This is a genomic window from Bordetella sp. BOR01, assembly GCF_019218885.1.
Lineage (GTDB): Bacteria > Pseudomonadota > Gammaproteobacteria > Burkholderiales > Burkholderiaceae_B > Bordetella_A.
On the sequence record NZ_JAHUWT010000004.1, the window covers coordinates 68,297 to 88,546 of the forward strand.

Consider the following 20,250-nt stretch of genomic DNA (forward strand, 5'->3'; position numbering starts at 1 on the left):
GTGCTTCCTGGTGGGTATTAGTGCGAAACCCAGCATTTTAGCGTGGTTTATTCGGCGTGCTCGATGACAAGCTGGGCCGACACCATGCCATTCCATACGTTGGGTTCCAGGCGATAGGCCACCTGGACGTGCTCGGGCAGCGACTGGTCGTGCCCGAACCAGATGGCGTCGAAGCGTTGGTGGCTGCGTTCGAGCGACAGCTTCAGGTGCTTTTCGCCTACCAGGCGCTGGTTGCGCACGATGAACTCGTCCAGGAACAAGGGGGCTGCGAAGCCGGCTCCCCAGACTTGCTGCTGCAGCAGCGTGGCGACGTCGGCGTTGGCATAGCCCGATTCGAGCGATCCGTCGGTCTCGAGCAGCGGCTCGAATGCGTCGCGGCCGGTCAGCTCGCGCACCGCAGCGTCAAAAGCCGGCCCGAAGGCGGGAAAATCGTGCAGCCCGAGGGTCAGGCCGGCGGCCATGGCGTGGCCGCCAAACTTGCGGATCAGGCCGGGATGGCGCTTGGAGACCAGGTCGAGCGCATCGCGCAGGTGTACGTCGGGAATCGAGCGGCCCGAGCCCCGGATTTCGTCGTCGCCGGCAGGGGCGAAAGCCAGTGTGGGACGCCAGTATTTCTCTTTCAGGCGCGAGGCCACCAGGCCTACGACGCCTTGGTGCCAACCCGGATCGAACACGCATACGGTAGCGCCGCCGGCGCTGCCGGCCGCATCCATGGCGGCCATCGCCTGTTCGCGCATTTCCGCTTCGATACCGCGCCGTTCGCGATTGATCTGGTCGAGCTGGCGGGCCATGTCGAGCGCCTGCGCTTCGTCATCGGTGGTCAGGCAGGCAATGCCCAGGCTCATGTCGGCCAGCCGGCCGGCCGCGTTGATGCGCGGCCCCAGGGCAAAGCCGAGGTCGAAGCCGCTGGCGCTGCGGGGCTCGCGCGCGGCCACCGCGAACAAGGCCCGCAGGCCGGGCTGCATGCGGCCAGTGCGCATGCGCTGCAGGCCCTGGGTGACGAGCAGGCGGTTATTGCCGTCGAGCTTGACCACGTCGGCTACCGTGCCCAGCGCCACCAGGTCGGCCAATGCGTCCAGGCGCGGGCCGCCGTCGGGCGGGTAGGTGCCGCGGCGGCGCAGCTCGGCGCGCAGCGCGAGCATCAGGTAAAAGATCACGCCCACGCCCGCCAGGTTCTTGGACGGGAAGCCGCAACCCGGCTGGTTCGGATTGACGATGGCCAGGGCATCGGGCAGCGTGTCGCCCGGCAGGTGGTGGTCGGTGACCACCACGCCTATGCCGGCCGCGTTGGCGGCGGCCACGCCATCGACGCTGGCGATGCCGTTGTCCACGGTGATGATCAGGTCGGGCTTGCCGCTGTGGTGGACGCATGCCAGGTCGACCACGGCGGGTGACAGGCCGTAGCCGGTCTCGAAGCGGTTCGGCACCAGAAAATCGACGTCGGCGCCAAACGCCCGCAACGCGCGCAGGCCGACCGCGCACGCGGTGGCGCCGTCGCAGTCATAGTCGGCCACGATCAGCAGCCGCTTGCCCTGGGCAATGGCATCGGCCAGGATGCCAGCGGCATGGTCGACATGCGTCAGGCCGGCCGGCGGCAGCAGGGCGGGCCAGGCCAGGCGGGTCTGATCGGGGTGAGTGACGCCGCGCGCGGCCCATAGCCGGGCCAGCAGCGGATGGATGCCCGCGGCTTCGAGCACGCGGCGGGCATCGGGGTTGGTCGAGCGGACTGTCAGACGGGGCGAGACCACCAGGTGTTCCAGTTTTTCTTGGGCGCGGGCAGCCAGGCCAGCAGGCGGCCGCGCGGTTGCAGGGTCAGGGTGGCGCGTCGATCGGCACCCAGCAGGATCAGTTGTACGGGCTGGCCAGGCTGCCCGGCGGAGTTGGCCAGCGGCTGCAGGTGGCGCCGGTCGAGATCGGCCAGGGCATCGAGCCAGCCGGCCCAATCGGCGGCCCGGTGGGGCGCGTCGAGTTCGGCAGCCACCCGTGCGGCGGCGGCCTCGTGGGCGGGCCAGGCCGGTGCGCCGCCATACAGCCACAAAGCGTTGATCGGCGCCACGCCGCGGGCTGCGCGCGCCTCGTTGGCCGGGTGTTCGTGCCACACCATCTGGATTTCATTGAGCAGGCGGCGCCACGGGCGCATGGTGGGATCCTGGCCCCACCAGTCTCGCAGCGGATGGCCGGCCACCGCGGCGGGACTGGCGGTGACAGGCGCCAGCCCTTCGGGCAGGCGCAGCCGCCAGCGCCGCGGTACCAGGAATTGCACCGCGAAGCCGGCCGCCTCGATGCTGGAGCGGGCGTCGTTCAACAGGGCTACGCTTTCGTCGGAGCGTATATCCATCTGTTCGGGATCGAGCAGGGTGGCCTGGTCGGTGCCCAAGGCCAAATGGGTCAACTCGGCCAGCCAGACCGGCTGGCCATCGGCGGCGGTCGTGCCGGCGTGCAGCGGGCCCAATCCGGCGCCCAGGGGCGTACCGGGTGGCGGCTGATAGCCTGCCTGCTCCAGTTGCCAGGCCTCAAAGGGCGTACAGCCGTGCAAGCGTGGGTCGAAGCCCGCCACCCGGGCGGCGCCGGCCTGTAGCCAGCCATGCAGCACCGGCGCGCGCTGCGGCAGCAGCCGTGCCAATTCGCCGGCGACGGGCAGGGGCGGCAGGGCGCCCGGTATCACGATGAGCATGGAGCCGATTGTAGTCGCAGGCTGCCCGCGGGCTTGTGTCCCGGTTAATGCCATAATGCCTGGGTGCTGAAAATACCCTACGAACTCTGGATCGGCGCCCGCTACGCGGGCATGGCCCGGATCCGCCAGCGACGCGGCCGCCGCGATCGTTTCATATCCTTCATTGCCGCCACCTCGATGGCGGGTATTGCGCTGGGCGTGGCGGCCCTGATCGTCGTGCTGTCGGTGATGAACGGTTTCCAGAAAGAAGTGCGCGACCGCATGCTGTCGGTGCTGCCGCATATCGAACTGTATATCCCCGGCGCCGTACCCGAACGGGTGCTCGAGCAATGGCGGCAGTTCGCCGATGCCGCCGAGCGCAATACGGAAGTCAAGGGCGCGGCGCCATTCGTGGCCGCCCAGGCCATGCTGGCGCGCGGCCAGGCGCTGCGGGGCGTGCAGGTGCGCGGCATCGATCCGGGTACCGAGGGCCAGGTGTCCGACATTCCCCGCCAGATGAGCAGCGGCAAGCTATCCGACCTGAAGGCGGGCGGTTTCGGCGTGGTGCTGGGCAGCGACCTGGCCGACGGCCTGGGCGTGCATGTCGGCGACACGCTGCTGATGCTGGCCCCGCAAGGATCGATCAGCCCGGCGGGCTTCACGCCACGCATGCGGCAGTTCACGGTGGTGGGCACGTTCACGTCCGGCCACTATGAATACGATTCCAGCCTGGCGTTCATCGACGCCCAGGACGCAGCGCGGGTATTCCGCGACAGCGGCACCGCCGGCGTGCGCCTGCGCGTGCAAGATATGCAGCGCGCCCCGCAAGTGGCAAGCGAATTGTCCAAGGTGCTGCCGCCCTATGTCATGGCCAGCGACTGGTCGCGCAACAACCGCACCTGGTTCGCCGCGGTGCAGACTGAAAAACGCATGATGTTCTTGATCCTGGCGCTGATCGTGGCGGTGGCCGCGTTCAACCTGCTGTCGTCGCTGGTCATGGCCGTGAAAGACAAGCAATCGGATATCGCCATCCTGCGCACGCTGGGGGCCGGCCCTGGCGAAGTGGCCCGCATCTTCCTGGTGCAGGGCGCACTGATCGGCGTGGTCGGCACCATAGTCGGGGTGCTGGGGGGCATGCTGATTGCCTACAACATCCACATCATCGTGCCATTCATCGAAGGCCTGCTGGGCATTCATTTCCTGCCGCGCGAGATCTACTTCATCAGCGAATTGCCGTCGGATCCGCAATCGGGCGACATCATCACCATCGGCGTGACCTCGCTGGTGCTGTCGCTGCTGGCCACCCTGTATCCAAGCTGGCGCGCATCGCGCCTGCAACCCGCCCAGGTGCTTCGCCATGACTGACGCTTTGTTGACGCCGGGCAGCGATATTCCGGCCCTGCAGGCCAGCAATCTGGTGAAGGTCTACGACGAAGGCCCGGCGCGCATTCAGGTGCTCGACGATGTCAGCCTGACCGTCGCCCGCGGCGAGATGGTGGCCATCGTGGGGGCCTCGGGATCGGGCAAGAGCACCTTGCTGCACATCCTGGGCCTGCTCGACGTGCCCAGCACGGGCACGGTTACCGTGGATGGTGTCGCTGCCGCGGGCCTGTCCGAATCGCAGAAAAGCGCCCTGAGAAACCGCAGCCTGGGGTTCGTCTACCAATTCCACCATTTGTTGCCCGAATTCTCTGCGCTGGATAACGTTGCCATGCCGCTGATCGTGCGTCGAGAACGCCGCGATACTGCCCGCGAGGCGGCGCGCAACGTATTGGCCTTGGTGGGCCTGGCCGAGCGCGAAGGCCATTTTCCCGGCCAGTTGTCGGGGGGCGAACGGCAACGGGTGGCACTGGCGCGTGCGCTGGTGACCCGGCCGGCTTGCGTGCTGGCCGACGAGCCCACAGGCAACCTCGACCGGGGCACGGCGCACAAGATGTTCGAGCTGCTGACCCAGGTGAACCGTGAATCCGGCACAGCGTTTGCTATCGTGACGCACGATGCCGAACTGGCCGCGCTGGCCAACCGCCAATTGCTGATGGAACGCGGGCAACTGGTCTCGGGATAGCGCTGGCGCCGCGGCCTGACTGACACGCCATGCTGATCGACACGCACTGCCACCTGGATGCCGCCGAATTCGATGCCGACCGCCTGGACGTGGCGTGCCAGGCCCAGGCGGCCGGCGTGCGGGCCATTGTGATTCCGGCGATCGAGCGCGGCAATTTCACCGTCGTGCGCGAGCTGGCGCATCGAGTTGCAGGCGGGGCCTACGCGCTGGGCATACACCCCTTGTATGTCGGGCGTGCGCACGAAAACGACCTGCAGGCATTGCGCGAGGCGGTGGTCGCCGCGCTGGACGATCCGCGCTTTGTTGCCATAGGCGAGATCGGCCTGGATTTCTTCGTGCCCGCCATCGCCGCGGGCGAACCCCGCGCCCGCCAAGAACGTTTCTACGACGCACAGCTTGCCCTGGCGGCCGAATTCGACCTGCCGGTATTGCTGCACGTCAGGCGCTCGCAGGACATCTTGCTCAAGTATCTGCGCCGCCGGCCGGGCGTGCGTGGCGGCATCGCGCATGCATTCAATGGCAGCGCCCAGCAGGCACAGGCCTTCGTCGAGCGCGGTTTCGCACTGGGCCTGGGGGGCGCCATGACCTACCCGCGCGCCCTGCAGATACGCCGTCATGCCACAGGCATTGCACTGGACTGCCTGGTGCTGGAAACCGATGCACCGGATATTCCGCCCGCCTGGCTGCATCCCCCCATGCGGCGCAACGATCCGGCTCAATTGCCGCGCATTGCGCAAGTGTTGGCCGAATTGCGCGGCGCCGATGCCGCCGAGATCGCCTTGGCCACCACCGCAACCGCCCGGCGCGTGTTGCCTCGCCTGGTCGTCTGACCCGACTCTTTCATCCCATCTGTTTCTCGTTGCGTCGACTGCTATGGCGCGCCCCGTACCGGCACAAGCGCGCCAACCTGCGGCTGCCACGCATGGACATTGCCGTTCACCGGACGCCCCCGATGACCCTGCCGCGCCCTACGCTGTGCGCTTTGGGAGAGCGGCATCGTCGGGCGTTTGTTCTTGCTGGGCCTGGTGGCAGGCACGGCCGCCGTGCAACACATGCCGGCGCTGCCGCAGGCGGGCTGGTGGCTGCCCTGGGCGGCGGCATTGTTGCCAGCCGGCCTGGCCGCATGGCACGGTCGACGGCGCGGCCCGGTCCGGCACTGGGCCGCGACCTGGCTGGGCTTCGGCCTGGGCGTGGCCTGGGCCGTCTGGCAGGGCCAGGTCCGGCTCGATGACGGGCTGGCATCGAACCACCATGACGTCGTCAGCCGCCTGGCGGTGCGCGTTATCGATCTGCCGCAGGGCGATGCCAGCCAGTGGCGGTTCATGGCCGAAACCGACGCCCGGCGCCCGGCCGGGATTCCCGAACGGATAGCAGTGTCCTGGCGTGCGCCGCCCGGGGCCAGCCTGCCCGCGCTGCTGCCGGGCCAGGTGTGGCGCATGGCGCTGGTATTGCGGCATCCGCATGGCGCGCGCAACCCGCATGGATATGACGCCGAAGCCCGGCTGTTCGCGCTGGGCATCCGCGCAACCGCCACGGTGCGCGGTGTTCCCGCGCTACTGCGCGACGAGCCCTGGTCGAGTGCCGGCGTCATCATCGAGCGCATTCGCCACCATGTGCGCAAAGGCATGCGCAAAGCCATGGGCGAGCGTCGCTATGCACCCGTGCTGATCGCGCTTGCCATGGGCGACCAAGCCGCCGTGGCCCGCGAAGACTGGCAGATATTCAACCGCAGCGGCATCACGCACCTGGTATCGATCAGCGGTATGCACGTGACACTGATCGCCGGCCTGGGCGGCGCACTGGCGGCCAGCGCCTGGCGACGGGCTCGCTGGCGCAGCACCGGCCTGCCGGAAATGCTGCCGGCCCAGGTCGTGGGCGCGGCAGCGGCCCTGGTGGTGGCGTTGCTGTATTGCCTGTTGGCAGGTTGGGGCGTACCGGCGCGCCGCACTTTCTTCATGCTGGCAGTGGTGGCCCTGGCGGCCATCGCGCGCCTGCCGCTGTGTCCGTCGCGCATCCTGGCCTTGGCCGCGGCCGCCGTGGCGGTGTTCGACCCCTGGGCGGTACTGGCGCCCGGTTTCTGGTTGTCGTTCGGCGCGGTGGCGATCCTGCTGCGCGCGGCAGCCTCGGCAAGTGCGCCTCATGCATCGCGGCGGCCCGGGTGGCAAGCACGCCTGGGTGGCTTGCTGCGCGAGTTCGGCCACGTGCAAATGGCCATTACGCTGGGCCTGGTGCCGTTGCTGGCCTACCTGCTGCAACAGGTATCGCTGGCATCGCCGCTGGCCAATGTTTTTGCGATTCCCATCGTCAGCTTCCTGGTCACGCCGCTGGCATTGCTGTGCGCCGCGTTCGCGGCGGTGCCCGGGCTGGCAATCCTGGCCCAGGTCTGCGGCATCGCGGGCCATGCCATTTTCGAATGGACGATGGTGCCGGTGGCCTGGATCGGCGCGTCGCGCTGGGCAGTAGTCGATGTGGCCGCCGCGCCATGGCCCTTGACGGTATTGGCACTGGCGGGCGTGGCCTGGGCCCTGCAGCCACCGGGCTGGCCGGTGCGCGCGGCGGGTTGGTTGTTGATGCTGCCCATGCTGTGCTGGCGGCCCGACCGGCCGTCAACCGGGCACTGGACGGTCACGGCGCTGGATGTGGGTCAGGGCAGCGCCGTCGTGATCGAAACCGCCACGCAGGCATGGCTGTTCGATACCGGGCCACGCCACGGCGAGGCCACGGATGCAGGCGCACGCGCCGTGGTGCCTTTCTTGCGCGTCCGCGGCCATAGGCGCCTGGACGGCCTGGTGGTCTCGCACGCCGACCTGGATCACGCCGGCGGGCTGGCCAGTGTGTTGGCTGCCGTACCCGTCGAATTGGCCTATGCCTCGTTCGACCTGGCGGGGTTGCTGCGCAGACAGGCCGATCCGGCCGGCGGGACGGCGCTGCCGCCTTTGCCCGCGTCGGTGCGACGTTGCCAGGCCGGACAAGCCTGGCAGGTGGATGGCGTGGCATTCCGTTTCCTGCACCCCGCGGCGGGGGCGAATGCAGGCCGCGGGCAGGGCAATGCCCAGAGTTGCGTGTTGCTGCTGCAGGGCCGGTCGCATGCCGTGCTGCTGCCTGGCGACATCGGCGCGGCGCAGGAACGCTGGCTGGCACCGCACCTGCCGCCCATCGACCTGGTACTGGCGCCGCATCACGGCTCGGCCACGTCCTCCAGTGCCGATCTGGTGCAAGCCACGGCGGCAGCCCATGTGATTGCGCAGGCCGGCCACCTGAACCGCTTCGGCCATCCCTCGCCGCAGGTACAGGCACGCTGGCAGCATGCCGGCGCCATGTTCTGGCGCACCGACCGGCACGGGGCCGTCACCGTCGCGTCGAGTCCGGCGGGGCTGGCCGCGACCGCCCAGGTCGATGCCGCGCGGCGCTACTGGCATCGTGCAAGTCCCTGACTGGGCTGCTATAAGATGTGGGCTCTTTATCGCGCACCATCCGGAGCCCCCATGCTGGAACCCCGATTCGATTTCGTCACATGCGCCAGCCCGGCCGGCTTGCACCGCATGGCCTACAGCGAATGGGGCGATCCCGACAACGACAGGGTGCTGGTGTGCGTGCATGGCCTGACACGCACCGGACGCGATTTCGATGACCTGGCGCGGCGCCTGGCAGGCGATTTCCGCGTGGTCTGCCCCGACGTGGTGGGCCGCGGCCGGTCCGATTGGCTGTCTGTCCCGGCCTTCTATACCGTGCCGCAGTATGTGTCGGACATGGTGACGCTGATCGCCCGCCTGCGGCCGGCTTCGCTGGCTTGGGTGGGTACGTCGATGGGCGGGTTGATCGGTCTGGCGCTGGCCGGCGCGGCCACTTACGCGCGCGCGGTGCGCGCCACACAGGCGCATGGCGACGCATGGCCGGCCGACCGCGATATACGCCTAAGCCACCTGGTGCTCAATGACGTCGGCCCGCGGCTGGACCCGGCGGCGCTGGGGCGCATCGGCCAGTATGTGGGCCAGCCGACCGAATTCGCCTCGTTCGCGCAAGCCGTAGAGGCGGTGCGCCAGGTGTCCGCCTCGTTTGGACCGCATACCGATGCGCAATGGGAAGCCCTGACGCGCCACGTCTATATCGAGCGCGGCGGCAAATGGACGAAGCACTACGACCTGGGCCTGGCGCTGCCACTGGCGTCGCAGACCGCCGATGCCTATTCGGCTGGCGAACAGATACTGTGGCGCGCGTACGAGACCCTGGATTGCCCGGTGCTGATCCTGCGCGGTGCGCAATCCGACCTGCTGACCGAAGCCACGGCGACAGAGATGCTGGCACGGAACCGCCATGCCCGCCTGGTCGATGTGCCCGGGGTGGGGCACGCGCCCACCCTCATGGACGACGCACAGATCGGGCCGGTGGCCGATTTCCTGCTGGACCGCCCGGCGGCCTGACGACCACTGCCCCCGTCCGGCGCGACAGCCGTACAATAGGGGCATGCAATCCGCTGCCCTGAACGTCGATCTGCATTGCCATTCCACCGTGTCCGACGGCGTACTGCCGCCGGCCGAGGTGGCGCGGCGTGCGCACGCCAACGGCGTCGATGTCTGGTCGCTGACCGATCATGACGAAGTCGGCGGGCTGGCGCAAGCCGAGGCCGCCGCTCGCGAAGTGGGCATGCGTTTCATCACCGGCACCGAGATCTCGGTGACCTGGGCGGGCCAAACCGTCCATATCGTGGGCCTGGGCTTCGATGCCGCCAATCCGGCACTGGTGCAGGGCTTGCACGATACGCGGTCCGGGCGGGCCGAGCGCGCACGCCGCATGGGCGAGCGCCTGGCCGACATGGGCATGCCGGGAGCCTACGAAGGTGCCTTGCCGTTTGCCGGCAATCCCGAATTGGTCAGCCGTACCCACTTTGCACGCTATCTGGTGCAGGCCGGTTATTGCCCCGATGTGCAAACCGTTTTCAACAAGTACCTGGGCGACGACTGCCTCGGCCATGTGCCCATGCAGTGGGCCACGCTGGCCGATGCGGTGGGCTGGATCCGCAACGCCGGCGGGCGAGCCGTGATCGCCCATCCGGGACGCTACAAATACTCGCCGCTGCAGTTCAACGCGCTGTTCGATGCGTTCCTGCAGTGTGGCGGCGTGGGCATCGAAGTCACCACGGGCAGCCACACGGCCGACGAGGCCCGCCAGTACGCCGGAGTGGCGCGGCGTTACGGTTTTCTGGCCTCGCGCGGGTCCGATTTCCATAGCCCGCAGGAAAGCCGTGCCGACCTGGGCTCCTTGCCTGCGTTGCCCGACGACCTGAAGCCGGTCTGGCACGACTGGCTCTGAAATTTCCATGAACAAGGCTTTTGTCAAAGAGTCGGATCGCGACGACGACGATGACCTGCCCGAAGCGCAGGCGCTGCCGGCCGGCACCCGCAACTACATGACGCCTGCCGGGTACGAGCGCCTGCGCGACGAGCTGACGCAACTGATGAACGTCGAGCGTCCATCGGTGGTGCAGGTGGTGTCCTGGGCCGCGTCCAACGGCGATCGCTCCGAGAACGGCGACTACCTGTACGGCAAGAAACGCCTGCGCGAAATCGACCGGCGCATGCGCTTCCTGACCAAGCGGCTGGATATCGCCGAAGTGGTCGACCCGGCGACGCAGCCCAATCGCGACCAGGTGTTCTTCGGGGCCACGGTCACGTACCTGGACACGGCGGGCGAGACCCACACCGTGACCATCGTGGGGGTCGACGAGGCCGAGCCGCTGGCGGGCAAGATCAGCTGGATCTCACCGGTGGCGCGCGCGCTGATCAAGTCGCGCGAAGGCGATACCGTGGCGCTGCGTACGCCGGGCGGGGTCGAAGAACTGGATATCCTGGAAGTGCAGTATCCCGGGCAGGGCTGACGATGCTCCGGTGCCTGGCACCGGCCATTCAGTGTTGTCCTGGTCCCCAAAAAAACACGGACGCCGATGCCGGCGTCCGTGCTGGAGGCGGGGTTCTGGTGCCCACGCCTTCCGTTGGCGGCTTGCGCCGCCGTTCTCCCCTGGGCTGCTGCTTATTTCTTGCGGGCCGCGATCGATTTTTCGGCCAGCTCGACCAGCTCATCGCCGACGCGCGGCTTCCACTTGTCGTAGACCGGCTTGGTCACTTTCACGAATGCGTCGTGCTGGGCTTCGGTCAGCGAAGTCACGGTAACGCCGTGGCCTTCGATTTCCTTCAGCAACGATGGGTCTTCCGGGGTGACGCCTTGGCGCGCGATGGCGATTTCGCGCTTGCCGGCTTCCAGCGCGGCTTCGCGCACGATCTTGCGATCGGCTTCTGACCAGGATTCCCAGACCTCGCGATTCACCACGAACACCAGCGGGTCGGCCACGTAGTTCCATAGCGTCAGGTATTTCTGGGCCACGTCATACAACTTGGCGCCGGTGTAGATGGACAGCGGATTCTCTTGTCCATCGACCGCGCCGCTGGCCAGCGCAGGCTGGGCGTCGGCCCAGCTCATCTGGGTGGGGTTGGCGCCCAGGGCCGTGAAGGTGTCGATGTACAAGGGCGAGCCGACCACGCGCAGCTTCATGCCTTTCAAGTCTTCGGGGGTCGACACCGGCTTGCGCGAATTGCTGAGCTGGCGGTAGCCGTTTTCTCCCCAGGCCAGCGGCACCACGCCGGCTTTCTCGATGATCTTGAACATCTCTTTGCCCACCTCGCCCTGCACCAGCGCGTCGATGGCGGCATAGTCGGGCATCAGGAAGGGCAGCGAAAACAGGTTCAATTGCTTGACCTGTGGCGACCAGTTGATGGTGGAGCCCACGGCCATGTCGATCACGCCCTGGCGGATCGCGGTGAACTCGCGCGTCTGGTCGCCTTGCACCAGCGACGTGCCCGGGTACACCTTGATATTGATGCGTCCTTCCGTGCGCTCGCGCACCAGGTCCGACCATATCTGCGCGCCCTGGCCCCACGGGAAGGTCGTGCCCACCACGATGGAAAGCTTGTATTCCGGCTTGTAGTTCTGTGCCTGTACCGGCGCCATGGCCAGCGTGGCGGCAGCGCACAGCGCGGCACCGATCAAGTTGTGCAGCTTCATTGAGTTCTCCTCGCGATATGACGTTGATTGGTTATGAGAATACGGCCCATCGCCTCAGTACCCCAGGCGATGCGGTAGCCACAGGGCCAGTTGCGGAAATACCAATACCGCGACCAGCACCAGGAACATCGCGCCCAGCATCCACAGTACCCAGGGGATCGTGGATTCCATGGGCACGCGCGCGATGCGGCAAGACACCATCAGGTTCACGGCCAACGGCGGCGTGAACTGGCCCAGTGCCACCTTCAAGGTCAGGATGACGCCGAACCAGACGGGATCCCAGCCATAGGCATTGGCGATCGGCATGAGCAGCGGCACGAAGATCAAGAAGATCGAGATGCCATCCAGGAACATGCCCATGGTCATCAACAGCACGATCAACAATGCAAGCACGCCCCATTCGCCCAGTCCCGAATTGACGATGGCGTGGGTAATGGGGTCGATGATGCTGAGCGTGGACAGGGCCCACGCGAAGATACCGGCTAATGCCACGACCAGCATGATCACCGCCGACAGCTCTGCCGCTTCGCGCAGAATGCCGAACAGGTCGCGTACCTGGATGGTGCGGTGGATGCACATGCCGACGAACAGGCCATAGAACACGGCCACCACGGCCGCCTCGGTGGGCGTGAACCAGCCCAGCCGCATGCCGCCCAGGATCAGGACGGGCGCGGCCAGGCCCCAGCTGGCCTGGCGCAGGCTGGCCCAGAAGGGCGGACGCGGCAGATGCGCTTCCAGCATGCCCATCTTGTGCTTGCGCGCCAGCCAGACGGCGGGCACGATCAGGGCGAAGCCCGCCAGCAGGCCCGGCACCATGCCCGCGGCAAACAATGCCGGCACCGAGGCGCCCGGCACCAGCACCGAATAAATGATGAAGGCAATCGACGGCGGGATCAGGATATCGGTGGCGGCCCCTGCCGCCACGACCGAGGCCGAGAACGGGGCGGGATAGCCGGCGCGCGACATGGCGGTGATCATGACCGCGCCCACAGCGGCCGCGCAGGCCGGGCCCGAGCCGGAGATCCCGCCCAGGAACATGGCGACGGCGATGGCCACCAGGGGCAGCATGCCCGGGCCGCGTCCCACGATCGAAATGGCCAGGTCGACCAGGCGCCGGGCCACGCCGGAGCGGTCGAAAATCGAACCCACCAGCACGAACATGGGGATGGCCAGCAGCGGGTACTTGGCCAGGCCGGCGTAGAAGTTCTGCGGCACCGCCAGCAGGCCGAACCAGGCGACGTCCTGGTTGGACAATACGATGGCCAGGGTGCCGGCCACGCCCAGCGCCACGCATACGGGCACGCCTATGACCATCAGCACGGCAAACACCGCGAAGAGCAGGGTGGCGATCATTGCGCGCCGCTCCGCAGCAGGCGGCGCAGCGTGCCCAGCGTGCGCAGCGCGATCGCCGTGGCCATCACCGGCAGCCAGATCGAATACCACCAAGTGGGTACGCCAATAGCTGGCGAGGTTTCTTCGTAGACGTATTCGTCGATGACCAGGCGCACCGACAGCACGGCCAGCAGGATGAAGAACAGCAGCACCACGGTATTGGAGGCCAGTGCCAGCTTGTGTCGGCGCGCCGGCGTGCCGCCATCGGCCACGGCCTCGATACGGATATGGTGATTGCGCACGAATGCGGTGCTGCCGCCGGCCATGGTCAGCACGATGAGCAGGAAGACCGAGATTTCTTCCGTCCAGGCAAATGACTGGTCGGTGAAGTAGCGCACCAGGACATTGACGAAAGTGATCAGCGCCAGAACGGCCAGCACGGCAACCGCCAGCCAGTCCTCCACGGCCAGCGGGACTTTTACGGCGGGATCTTGTTCTACGGGGATGATGGGCTCAACCGGCTCGGCCGGTTCGACGGGGACGTCAGGGCGGGACATTGGCAACAGCAGCGGTAAGGCGGGGCGAGTCGGGATCGCAGCATCCTACCGTTCGCGAGGCACCGCGTTAGTGCGTGTTTTCCCGTGGGTGAAGGGCTTTTGCAACATGCTGCGAAGCAGCATGGAAGGCCGGACGCCTTGCCGGCTTGCATTCTTTGGCGCCAAGTTTGGCTGGGCAGGCACTAGTTTGCTGCGCTGCGATAAACAAGGCCCCACCGCGAGTGAATTATTTTGTAACTTTCCTTGGATGCCCCCGGGGCACGGCCCTTTGCGCGGGTTCCGGGGGGCGGCGCTCGGGGAAATCCCTGAAAAGGTAAAATCCCCGTTTTGCTTCTTCTTACCTTCAAACGGCGCCCGCATCGTGTCTCTCGTCCAGCATTTGCCCGGTTCTTCCGTCCTTTCCGCGTTTCGCCGCGAACGCCTGCTGGCACAGCTTCGGGAAGCCGGCCTGCCCATTGCCGACGTTGCCGCTCGCCATGAGCATTTCGTCTGCACTGACACTGCCCTGGATGACAGCCAGCAACGGCACTTGACGCAGTTGCTGGACTACGGCATCGAGCCCGCCGGCGACACACCGGCCAAAAGCCTGGCGCTGCTGGTCATTCCGCGCCTGGGCACGATATCGCCATGGGCCAGCAAAGCCACCGACATCGCCCGCAACTGCGGCCTGGCGGCGGTACGGCGCATCGAACGCGGCGTGCGCTATTTCCTGGTGCCAGAACGCGGCCTGCTGGGGGGCGCCAAGGCGCTCGATGACACCATGCTGGCGCGCGCGGCCGACTGCCTGCACGATCGCATGACCGAAACCGTGGTGGGCGCCGACTTCGACGGTCAGGCGCTGTTCCAGCCCTTGGCCGGCAAGCCCATGCGCACGGTGGCGGTGCAGGCGCACGGCCGCGATGCGCTGGCCGAGGCCAATACCTCGCTGGGCCTGGCGTTGTCCGAAGACGAAATCGACTACCTGACGCAGTCGTTCACCAGCCTGGGCCGCGATCCCACCGATGTCGAGCTGATGATGTTCGCCCAGGCCAACAGCGAGCACTGCCGCCACAAGATTTTCAACGCGCAGTGGGTCATCGACGGCCAGCCGCAGTCCGAGACCCTGTTCGGCATGATCCGGGCCACGCACAAGGCGCAGCCGGCCGGCACCGTGGTGGCGTATTCCGATAATGCCGCGGTCATGGAAGGCGGTGCCGCGCAGCGTTTCCAGGCAGGCCTGCCGCAGGCGGGCGGGCAGGATGGCGGTGCCGCGCGCTACGTGCGCCGCGATACCATCGTGCATACCCTGATGAAGGTCGAGACGCACAACCATCCCACCGCCATCGCGCCGTTCCCGGGGGCCTCGACCGGCGCGGGCGGCGAGATCCGCGACGAAGGCGCCACCGGACGCGGCTCCAAGCCCAAGGCTGGCCTGACTGGCTTTACCGTGTCGCACCTGCGTTTCCCCGACGCCCTGCAGCCCTGGGAATCCGACCACCACGGCCTGCCGGCGCGCATTGCCTCGCCGCTGTCCATCATGATCGATGGCCCCATCGGCGCTGCGGCCTTCAACAACGAATACGGGCGTCCCAACCTGCTGGGCTACTTCCGCACCTACGAACAAAGCGCCGGCGGCACGCGCTGGGGCTACCACAAGCCCATCATGATCGCCGGCGGCCTGGGCAGCATCGATGCCGAGCTCACGCACAAAGAGATCATCCCGCCCGGCGCTCTGCTGATCCAGTTGGGCGGCCCGGGTTTCCGTATTGGCATGGGCGGCGGCGCGGCATCCAGCATCAGCATGGGCAGTAACTCGGCCGAACTGGACTTCGATTCGGTGCAGCGCGGCAATCCCGAGATCGAGCGCCGTGCCCAAGAGGTCATCGACCGCTGCTGGCAACAAGGGCAAGACAACCCCATCCTGGCCATTCACGACGTCGGGGCAGGGGGCTTGTCCAATGCGTTTCCCGAGTTGGTCAACGATGCCGGGCGCGGTGCCGTGTTCGACTTGAAACGCGTGCCGCTCGAAGAGTCCGGACTGTCGCCGGCCGAGATCTGGAGCAACGAATCGCAAGAGCGCTACGTGCTGGCCATCTTGCCTCAAGACCTGGAACGCTTCGATGCCATAGCGCGGCGCGAACGGTGTCCGTATGCCGTGGTGGGCGTGGCGACCGAGTCGCGCCAATTGCGCGTGGTCGACGGCGAGGGCCTGCCCGGCGTTGATCCCGAGGCATCGGCGGGCAGCGCCGGCACGCGTCCCGTGGACGTGCCCATCGACGTCATCCTGGGCAAGGCGCCGCGCATGACGCGCGACGTGCAGCGCCAGCCCGGCGTGTCGCAGCCGCTGGACCTGGTCGGCATCGACCTCACCGAGGCTGCATACCGCGTGTTGCGCCACCCCACGGTGGCCAACAAGTCATTCCTGATCACCATAGGCGATCGTACCGTGGGCGGGCTGTCCAGCCGCGACCAGATGGTGGGCCCGTGGCAGGTGCCGGTGGCCGATTGCGCCGTTACCCTGGCCGACTACGAAGGTTTCCGCGGCGAAGCCATGGCCATGGGTGAGCGCACGCCGCTGGCGGTACTGAACGCGCCCGCATCGGGCCGCATGGCCGTGGCCGAGGCCCTGACCAACCTGGCGGCCGCCGACGTGGGCAGCCTGGAAGACATCAAGCTGTCGGCCAACTGGATGGCGGCCTGCGGGGTCGATGGCCAGGACGCCGCCTTGTACGACACCGTGGCCGCGGTCAGCGAACTGTGCCAGGCCACCGGCCTGTCTATTCCCGTGGGCAAAGATTCCCTGTCCATGAAAACCACTTGGGACCAGGACGGCGAAACGCGCCAGGTGGTGGCGCCAGTGTCGCTCATCGTCACCGCTTTCGCGCCGGTGGGCGATGCGCGCGCCAGCTTGACGCCGCAACTGCGCACCGATGCGGGCGATAGCGTGCTGATCGTCATCGACCTGGGCCGCGGACGCCATCGCATGGGCGGCTCGATCCTGGCGCAAGCCTACAAGCAGGTGGGCGTCAGCGTGCCCGACATCGATGCGCCGCAAGACCTGCGCGCATTCTTCGTCACCATCCGCACCCTGGCTGAAGCCGGTGTGCTGCTGGCCTACCACGACCGTTCCGACGGCGGCCTGTTCGCCACCTTGTGCGAAATGGCGTTCGCGGGCCGTACCGGTATCTCGGTCAACCTCGATATGCTGACCTTCGATCCGGACTCGGCCGACTGGGGCGATTACAAGATCCGTCCCGAGCAGGTCTCGGTGCAGCGCGAGGAACTGACGCTCAAGGCGCTGTTCTCGGAAGAGGCCGGCGCCGTGATCCAGGTGCCGGCGGCGCAGCGCGATGCGGTCATGCAGGTGCTGCGCGGCGCGGGCCTGTCGGCCCACTCGCATGTCATCGGTGGGCTCAACGACGCCGACACGGTGGAATTCTTCCGCGACGGCAAAAAAGTCTGGAGCGAGCCGCGCGCCAACCTGGGCCATGCCTGGAGCGAAGCCAGCTACCGCATCATGGCGCGCCGCGACAACCCGGCCTGCGCGCAAGCCGAGCTCGATACCTGGCAGGATGTGGCCGACCCCGGCCTGGCGCCGCGCGTGGCGTTCGATCCGCAAGAAGACGTGGCCGCGCCCTTCATCGCCACGGGCAAGCGCCCGCGCGTGGCCATCCTGCGCGAGCAGGGCTGCAACAGCCAGGTCGAAATGGCCTGGGCCTTCGATACCGCGGGCTTCGATGCCGTCGACGTGCACATGACCGACCTGCTGGCCGGCCGCATCGACCTGAGCGCCATGCAAGGCCTGGTGGCGGTAGGCGGCTTCAGCTACGGCGACGTGCTGGGTGCCGGCGAAGGCTGGGCGCGCACCATCCGCTTCAACAGCCGGCTGTCGGATCAGTTCGCGGCGTATTTCGCCCGGTCCGATACCTTCGCGCTGGGTGTGTGCAACGGCTGCCAGATGATGGCCGCCCTGGCGCCCATGATCCCCGGCGCAGGGCATTGGCCGCGCTTTACCCGCAACCAGTCCGAGAAGTACGAAGCACGCCTGTCGCTGGTGGAAATCGCCGCGACGCCCTCTATTTTCTTCGCGGGCATGGAAGGCACGCGGGTGCCGGTGGCTGTGGCGCACGGCGAAGGCTATGCCAATTATGCCCAGCAGGGCGATGCCGGCAAGGTGCTGGTGGCCGCACGCTATATCGACAACCGTGGCCAGGCGACCGAGGCCTATCCGTTCAACCCGAACGGCAGCCCGGGCGGACAGACGTCGGTAACGACGGCCGATGGCCGCTTCACTGTCATCATGCCGCACCCCGAGCGGGTCACGCGCAACGTGATGATGTCGTGGGCGCCCCAGCAATGGGGTGCCGCCGACAGCGGCGGTGCCTATAGCCCCTGGATGCGCATGTTCCGCAACGCGCGGGTCTGGGTGGGATAAGCCGCCGGGCGGGCGGCGGGCAAGTGCAAGGGGCCAATGGGGCGGCGGCAAGCCGCCCCATTTTCGTGGGTAGCGGCACAAAATCAGGCATAAAATCAACTTTTCGCCCCTTTCGACAGGATCCGCGCCATGAACGCCCGCATTCCCGACGACGCATTGCCGCCCGCCCTCGATCCCGACGCCCTGCAGGCGTTCGTCGACCGCCAGTGGGATGACGAGATCATTCCCGCGCTGACCGACTACATTGCCGTGCCGGCCAAGAGCCCGGCCTTCGATGCCGACTGGGAAAAGAACGCCTACATCGAGCGCGTGGTACGCGATGCGGCGCAGTGGGTCGAGTCGCGCAAGGTCGCGGGCCTGAAGCTGGAAGTGGTGCGCCTGCCGGGCCGCACCCCGGTCATCTTCTTCGACGCGCCCGCCACGCGCGCCGACAACGGCGACACCGTGCTGCTATACGGGCACCTGGACAAGCAGCCCGAGTTCTCGGGCTGGCGCTCCGACCTGGGGCCCTGGACGCCCAAGTACGAAGACGGCAAGCTCTACGGGCGCGGCGGGGCCGATGACGGCTATGCCATCTATGCCTCGCTGACCGCCATCATGGCCCTGGACGCCCAGGGCATTGCCCGCCCGCGCTGCGTGGGCATCGTCGAGACCTGTGAAGAATCGGGCAGCTACGACCTGCTGCCCTATGTCGATGCGCTGCGCGATCGCCTGGGCAACGTTGCCTTGGTGATCTGCCTGGATTCGGGGGCGGGCAACTACGACCAGCTCTGGATGACGACCTCGCTGCGCGGCATGGTGGCGGGCACGCTGGAAGTGCAAGTGCTCGACGAGGGCGTGCATTCGGGCGATTCCAGCGGTGTGGTGCCCTCCAGCTTCCGCATCCTGCGCCATCTGCTCGACCGCCTGGAAGACAGCTCCACGGGCCGCCTGCTGCCGCAGAGCCTGCATTGCGAGATTCCCGCCGAGCGCCGCGAACAGGTGGTCGAAACCGCCCGCATCCTGGGCGACGAAGTGTGGCGGCGCTTTCCCTGGAGCTGTGGCGCCGATGGCGGCTTGGTCCTGCCCATGACCACGCACCCCGAAGAGGCCCTGTTGAACCGCACCTGGCGTCCCACGCTGTCGGTGACGGGCGCCGAAGGCCTGCCGCCGCTGTCCAGCGCCGGCAATGTGCTGCGCCCGCGCACCGCGTTCAAGCTGTCGCTGCGCCTGCCGCCGCTGATCGATGCGGTTGCCGCCTCCCAGGAAATAAAACAGCTGCTGGAAGCCGACTCGCCTTACAACGCCAAAGTCATTTTCCATGCCAACCAGGGCGCCGCCACCGGCTGGAACGCGCCCGCCTCGGCGCAGTGGCTGACCCAGGCGCTGGACGCGGCATCGCGCCAGTACTACGACGCACCCTGCGGTTACATCGGGCAGGGCGGCACCATTCCGCTGATGAGCCTGTTGCAGGAAGGTTTTCCCAAGGCGCAGTTCATGGTCTGCGGCGTGCTGGGCCCGCGCTCGAACGCGCACGGTCCCAATGAATTCCTGCACGTGCCGTATGGCAAGCGCCTGACCGCCGCCGTGGCGCAAACCATGGCGGCCATGCCGGCCTGATGCACCCATGACGCACACCGCCGGTGCCTACCAGCACGTCATCGACGACACCCGCCTGTGGGTGGAGCGGGCCGTCATAGGCCTGAATCTATGCCCGTTCGCCAAGGCGGTGCAAGTCAGGCAACAGGTGCGCTACGTCGCCAGCGACGTCACCGATGCCGAGGGCGTGCTGGCCGACCTGGAAGACGAACTGCTGCTGTTGTCGCAGGCCAACCCCGAACAGGTCGACACCACGCTGCTGATCGTGCCCGATGCGTTTGACGATTTCTACGAGTTCAACGATTTCGCCGAGCTTTCCGACCGCTTGCTCAAGCGCCTGCGGCTGGTGGGCGACCTGCAGGTTGCCACGTTTCATCCGGCTTTCCAGTTCGCCGATACCGAGCCCGACGATATCGAGAACTGCACCAACCGGTCGCCGCATCCTATCCTGCACCTGCTGCGTGAAGCAAGCATCGATCGTGCGGTCGATGCTTTCGCCGACGCCGCCGACATCTACGAGAAAAACATCGAAACGCTGCAGCGGCTTGGGTGGGAAGGCTGGCGCAAGCTGATGGCGGGCTGACATCTGCCCGGC

At 67.3% G+C, this 20,250-nt stretch carries 15 protein-coding genes; 10 read left to right on the forward strand and 5 right to left on the reverse strand.

Annotation, left to right across the window (positions count from 1 at the left end; all coding sequences use genetic code 11):
• Positions 1–47: 47 nt before the first annotated feature.
• Both recJ and KW845_RS22060 read right to left on the reverse strand, forming a co-directional pair.
• A complete protein-coding gene (recJ, locus tag KW845_RS22055; protein WP_218371520.1) occupies positions 48–1,748 on the reverse strand; it encodes a single-stranded-DNA-specific exonuclease RecJ in 1,701 nt (566 codons plus the stop codon).
• Complete coding sequence (locus KW845_RS22060; protein WP_218371521.1) at positions 1,730–2,728, reverse strand: hypothetical protein; 999 nt, start codon at positions 2,726–2,728, stop codon at positions 1,730–1,732. The genes recJ and KW845_RS22060 overlap by 19 nt, the downstream gene beginning before the upstream one ends.
• Positions 2,729–2,785: 57 nt before the next feature.
• Here KW845_RS22060 and KW845_RS22065 point away from each other — a divergent pair, with 57 nt between their 5' ends.
• The 7 genes from KW845_RS22065 (at position 2,786) to greB (ending at position 10,593) form a co-directional block, all read left to right on the forward strand.
• On the forward strand, positions 2,786–4,018 hold the full coding sequence (locus KW845_RS22065; protein WP_255592923.1) for a lipoprotein-releasing ABC transporter permease subunit: 1,233 nt from the start codon (positions 2,786–2,788) through the stop codon (positions 4,016–4,018).
• Positions 4,011–4,718, forward strand: coding sequence for an ABC transporter ATP-binding protein (locus KW845_RS22070; protein ID WP_218371523.1), 708 nt, complete (start codon positions 4,011–4,013; stop codon positions 4,716–4,718). Before KW845_RS22065 ends, KW845_RS22070 begins: the two co-directional genes overlap by 8 nt.
• A 29-nt stretch (positions 4,719–4,747) precedes the next feature.
• Positions 4,748–5,548: a TatD family hydrolase gene (locus KW845_RS22075; RefSeq protein ID WP_218371524.1), complete on the forward strand. Its 801-nt coding sequence runs from the start codon at positions 4,748–4,750 to the stop codon at positions 5,546–5,548.
• Between the two features lie 222 nt (positions 5,549–5,770).
• Positions 5,771–8,152: a DNA internalization-related competence protein ComEC/Rec2 gene (locus tag KW845_RS22080; protein ID WP_218372132.1), complete on the forward strand. Its 2,382-nt coding sequence runs from the start codon at positions 5,771–5,773 to the stop codon at positions 8,150–8,152.
• A 51-nt stretch (positions 8,153–8,203) separates the two neighbouring features.
• On the forward strand, positions 8,204–9,139 hold the full coding sequence (locus KW845_RS22085; protein WP_218371525.1) for an alpha/beta fold hydrolase: 936 nt from the start codon (positions 8,204–8,206) through the stop codon (positions 9,137–9,139).
• A gap of 43 nt (positions 9,140–9,182) precedes the next feature.
• Entirely contained in the window at positions 9,183–10,028 is an 846-nt protein-coding gene (locus KW845_RS22090) for a 3',5'-nucleoside bisphosphate phosphatase (RefSeq protein ID WP_218371526.1), read from the forward strand.
• A 7-nt stretch (positions 10,029–10,035) separates the two neighbouring features.
• Positions 10,036–10,593 (forward strand): transcription elongation factor GreB, encoded by a 558-nt coding sequence (greB, locus tag KW845_RS22095; protein ID WP_218371527.1) that lies wholly within the window; start codon positions 10,036–10,038, stop codon positions 10,591–10,593.
• Between the two features lie 152 nt (positions 10,594–10,745).
• Here greB and KW845_RS22100 read toward each other — a convergent pair whose 3' ends face one another.
• Genes KW845_RS22100 through KW845_RS22110 form a run of 3 tightly spaced genes read right to left on the reverse strand, consistent with a single transcriptional unit; the run spans position 10,746 to position 13,663 of the window.
• Positions 10,746–11,774: a DctP family TRAP transporter solute-binding subunit gene (locus KW845_RS22100; RefSeq protein WP_218371528.1), complete on the reverse strand. Its 1,029-nt coding sequence runs from the start codon at positions 11,772–11,774 to the stop codon at positions 10,746–10,748.
• 54 nt (positions 11,775–11,828) lie between these two features.
• On the reverse strand, positions 11,829–13,127 hold the full coding sequence (locus KW845_RS22105) for a TRAP transporter large permease (protein ID WP_218371529.1): 1,299 nt from the start codon (positions 13,125–13,127) through the stop codon (positions 11,829–11,831).
• The gene (locus KW845_RS22110) at positions 13,124–13,663 is read right to left on the reverse strand and encodes a TRAP transporter small permease (protein ID WP_218371530.1); all 540 of its coding nucleotides are present in this window, start codon (positions 13,661–13,663) and stop codon (positions 13,124–13,126) included. The genes KW845_RS22105 and KW845_RS22110 overlap by 4 nt, the downstream gene beginning before the upstream one ends.
• A 361-nt stretch (positions 13,664–14,024) precedes the next feature.
• On the opposite strand from KW845_RS22110, the gene purL reads away from it, so the two are divergent.
• From purL to KW845_RS22125, 3 genes are all read left to right on the forward strand, one after another.
• On the forward strand, positions 14,025–18,077 hold the full coding sequence (purL, locus tag KW845_RS22115) for a phosphoribosylformylglycinamidine synthase (RefSeq protein ID WP_218371531.1): 4,053 nt from the start codon (positions 14,025–14,027) through the stop codon (positions 18,075–18,077).
• A 129-nt stretch (positions 18,078–18,206) separates the two neighbouring features.
• On the forward strand, positions 18,207–19,676 hold the full coding sequence (locus tag KW845_RS22120; RefSeq protein ID WP_218371532.1) for a M20 family metallopeptidase: 1,470 nt from the start codon (positions 18,207–18,209) through the stop codon (positions 19,674–19,676).
• A gap of 7 nt (positions 19,677–19,683) precedes the next feature.
• Positions 19,684–20,238, forward strand: coding sequence for a DUF1415 domain-containing protein (locus KW845_RS22125; RefSeq protein WP_218371533.1), 555 nt, complete (start codon positions 19,684–19,686; stop codon positions 20,236–20,238).
• The last annotated feature ends 12 nt before the right edge of the window (positions 20,239–20,250 follow it).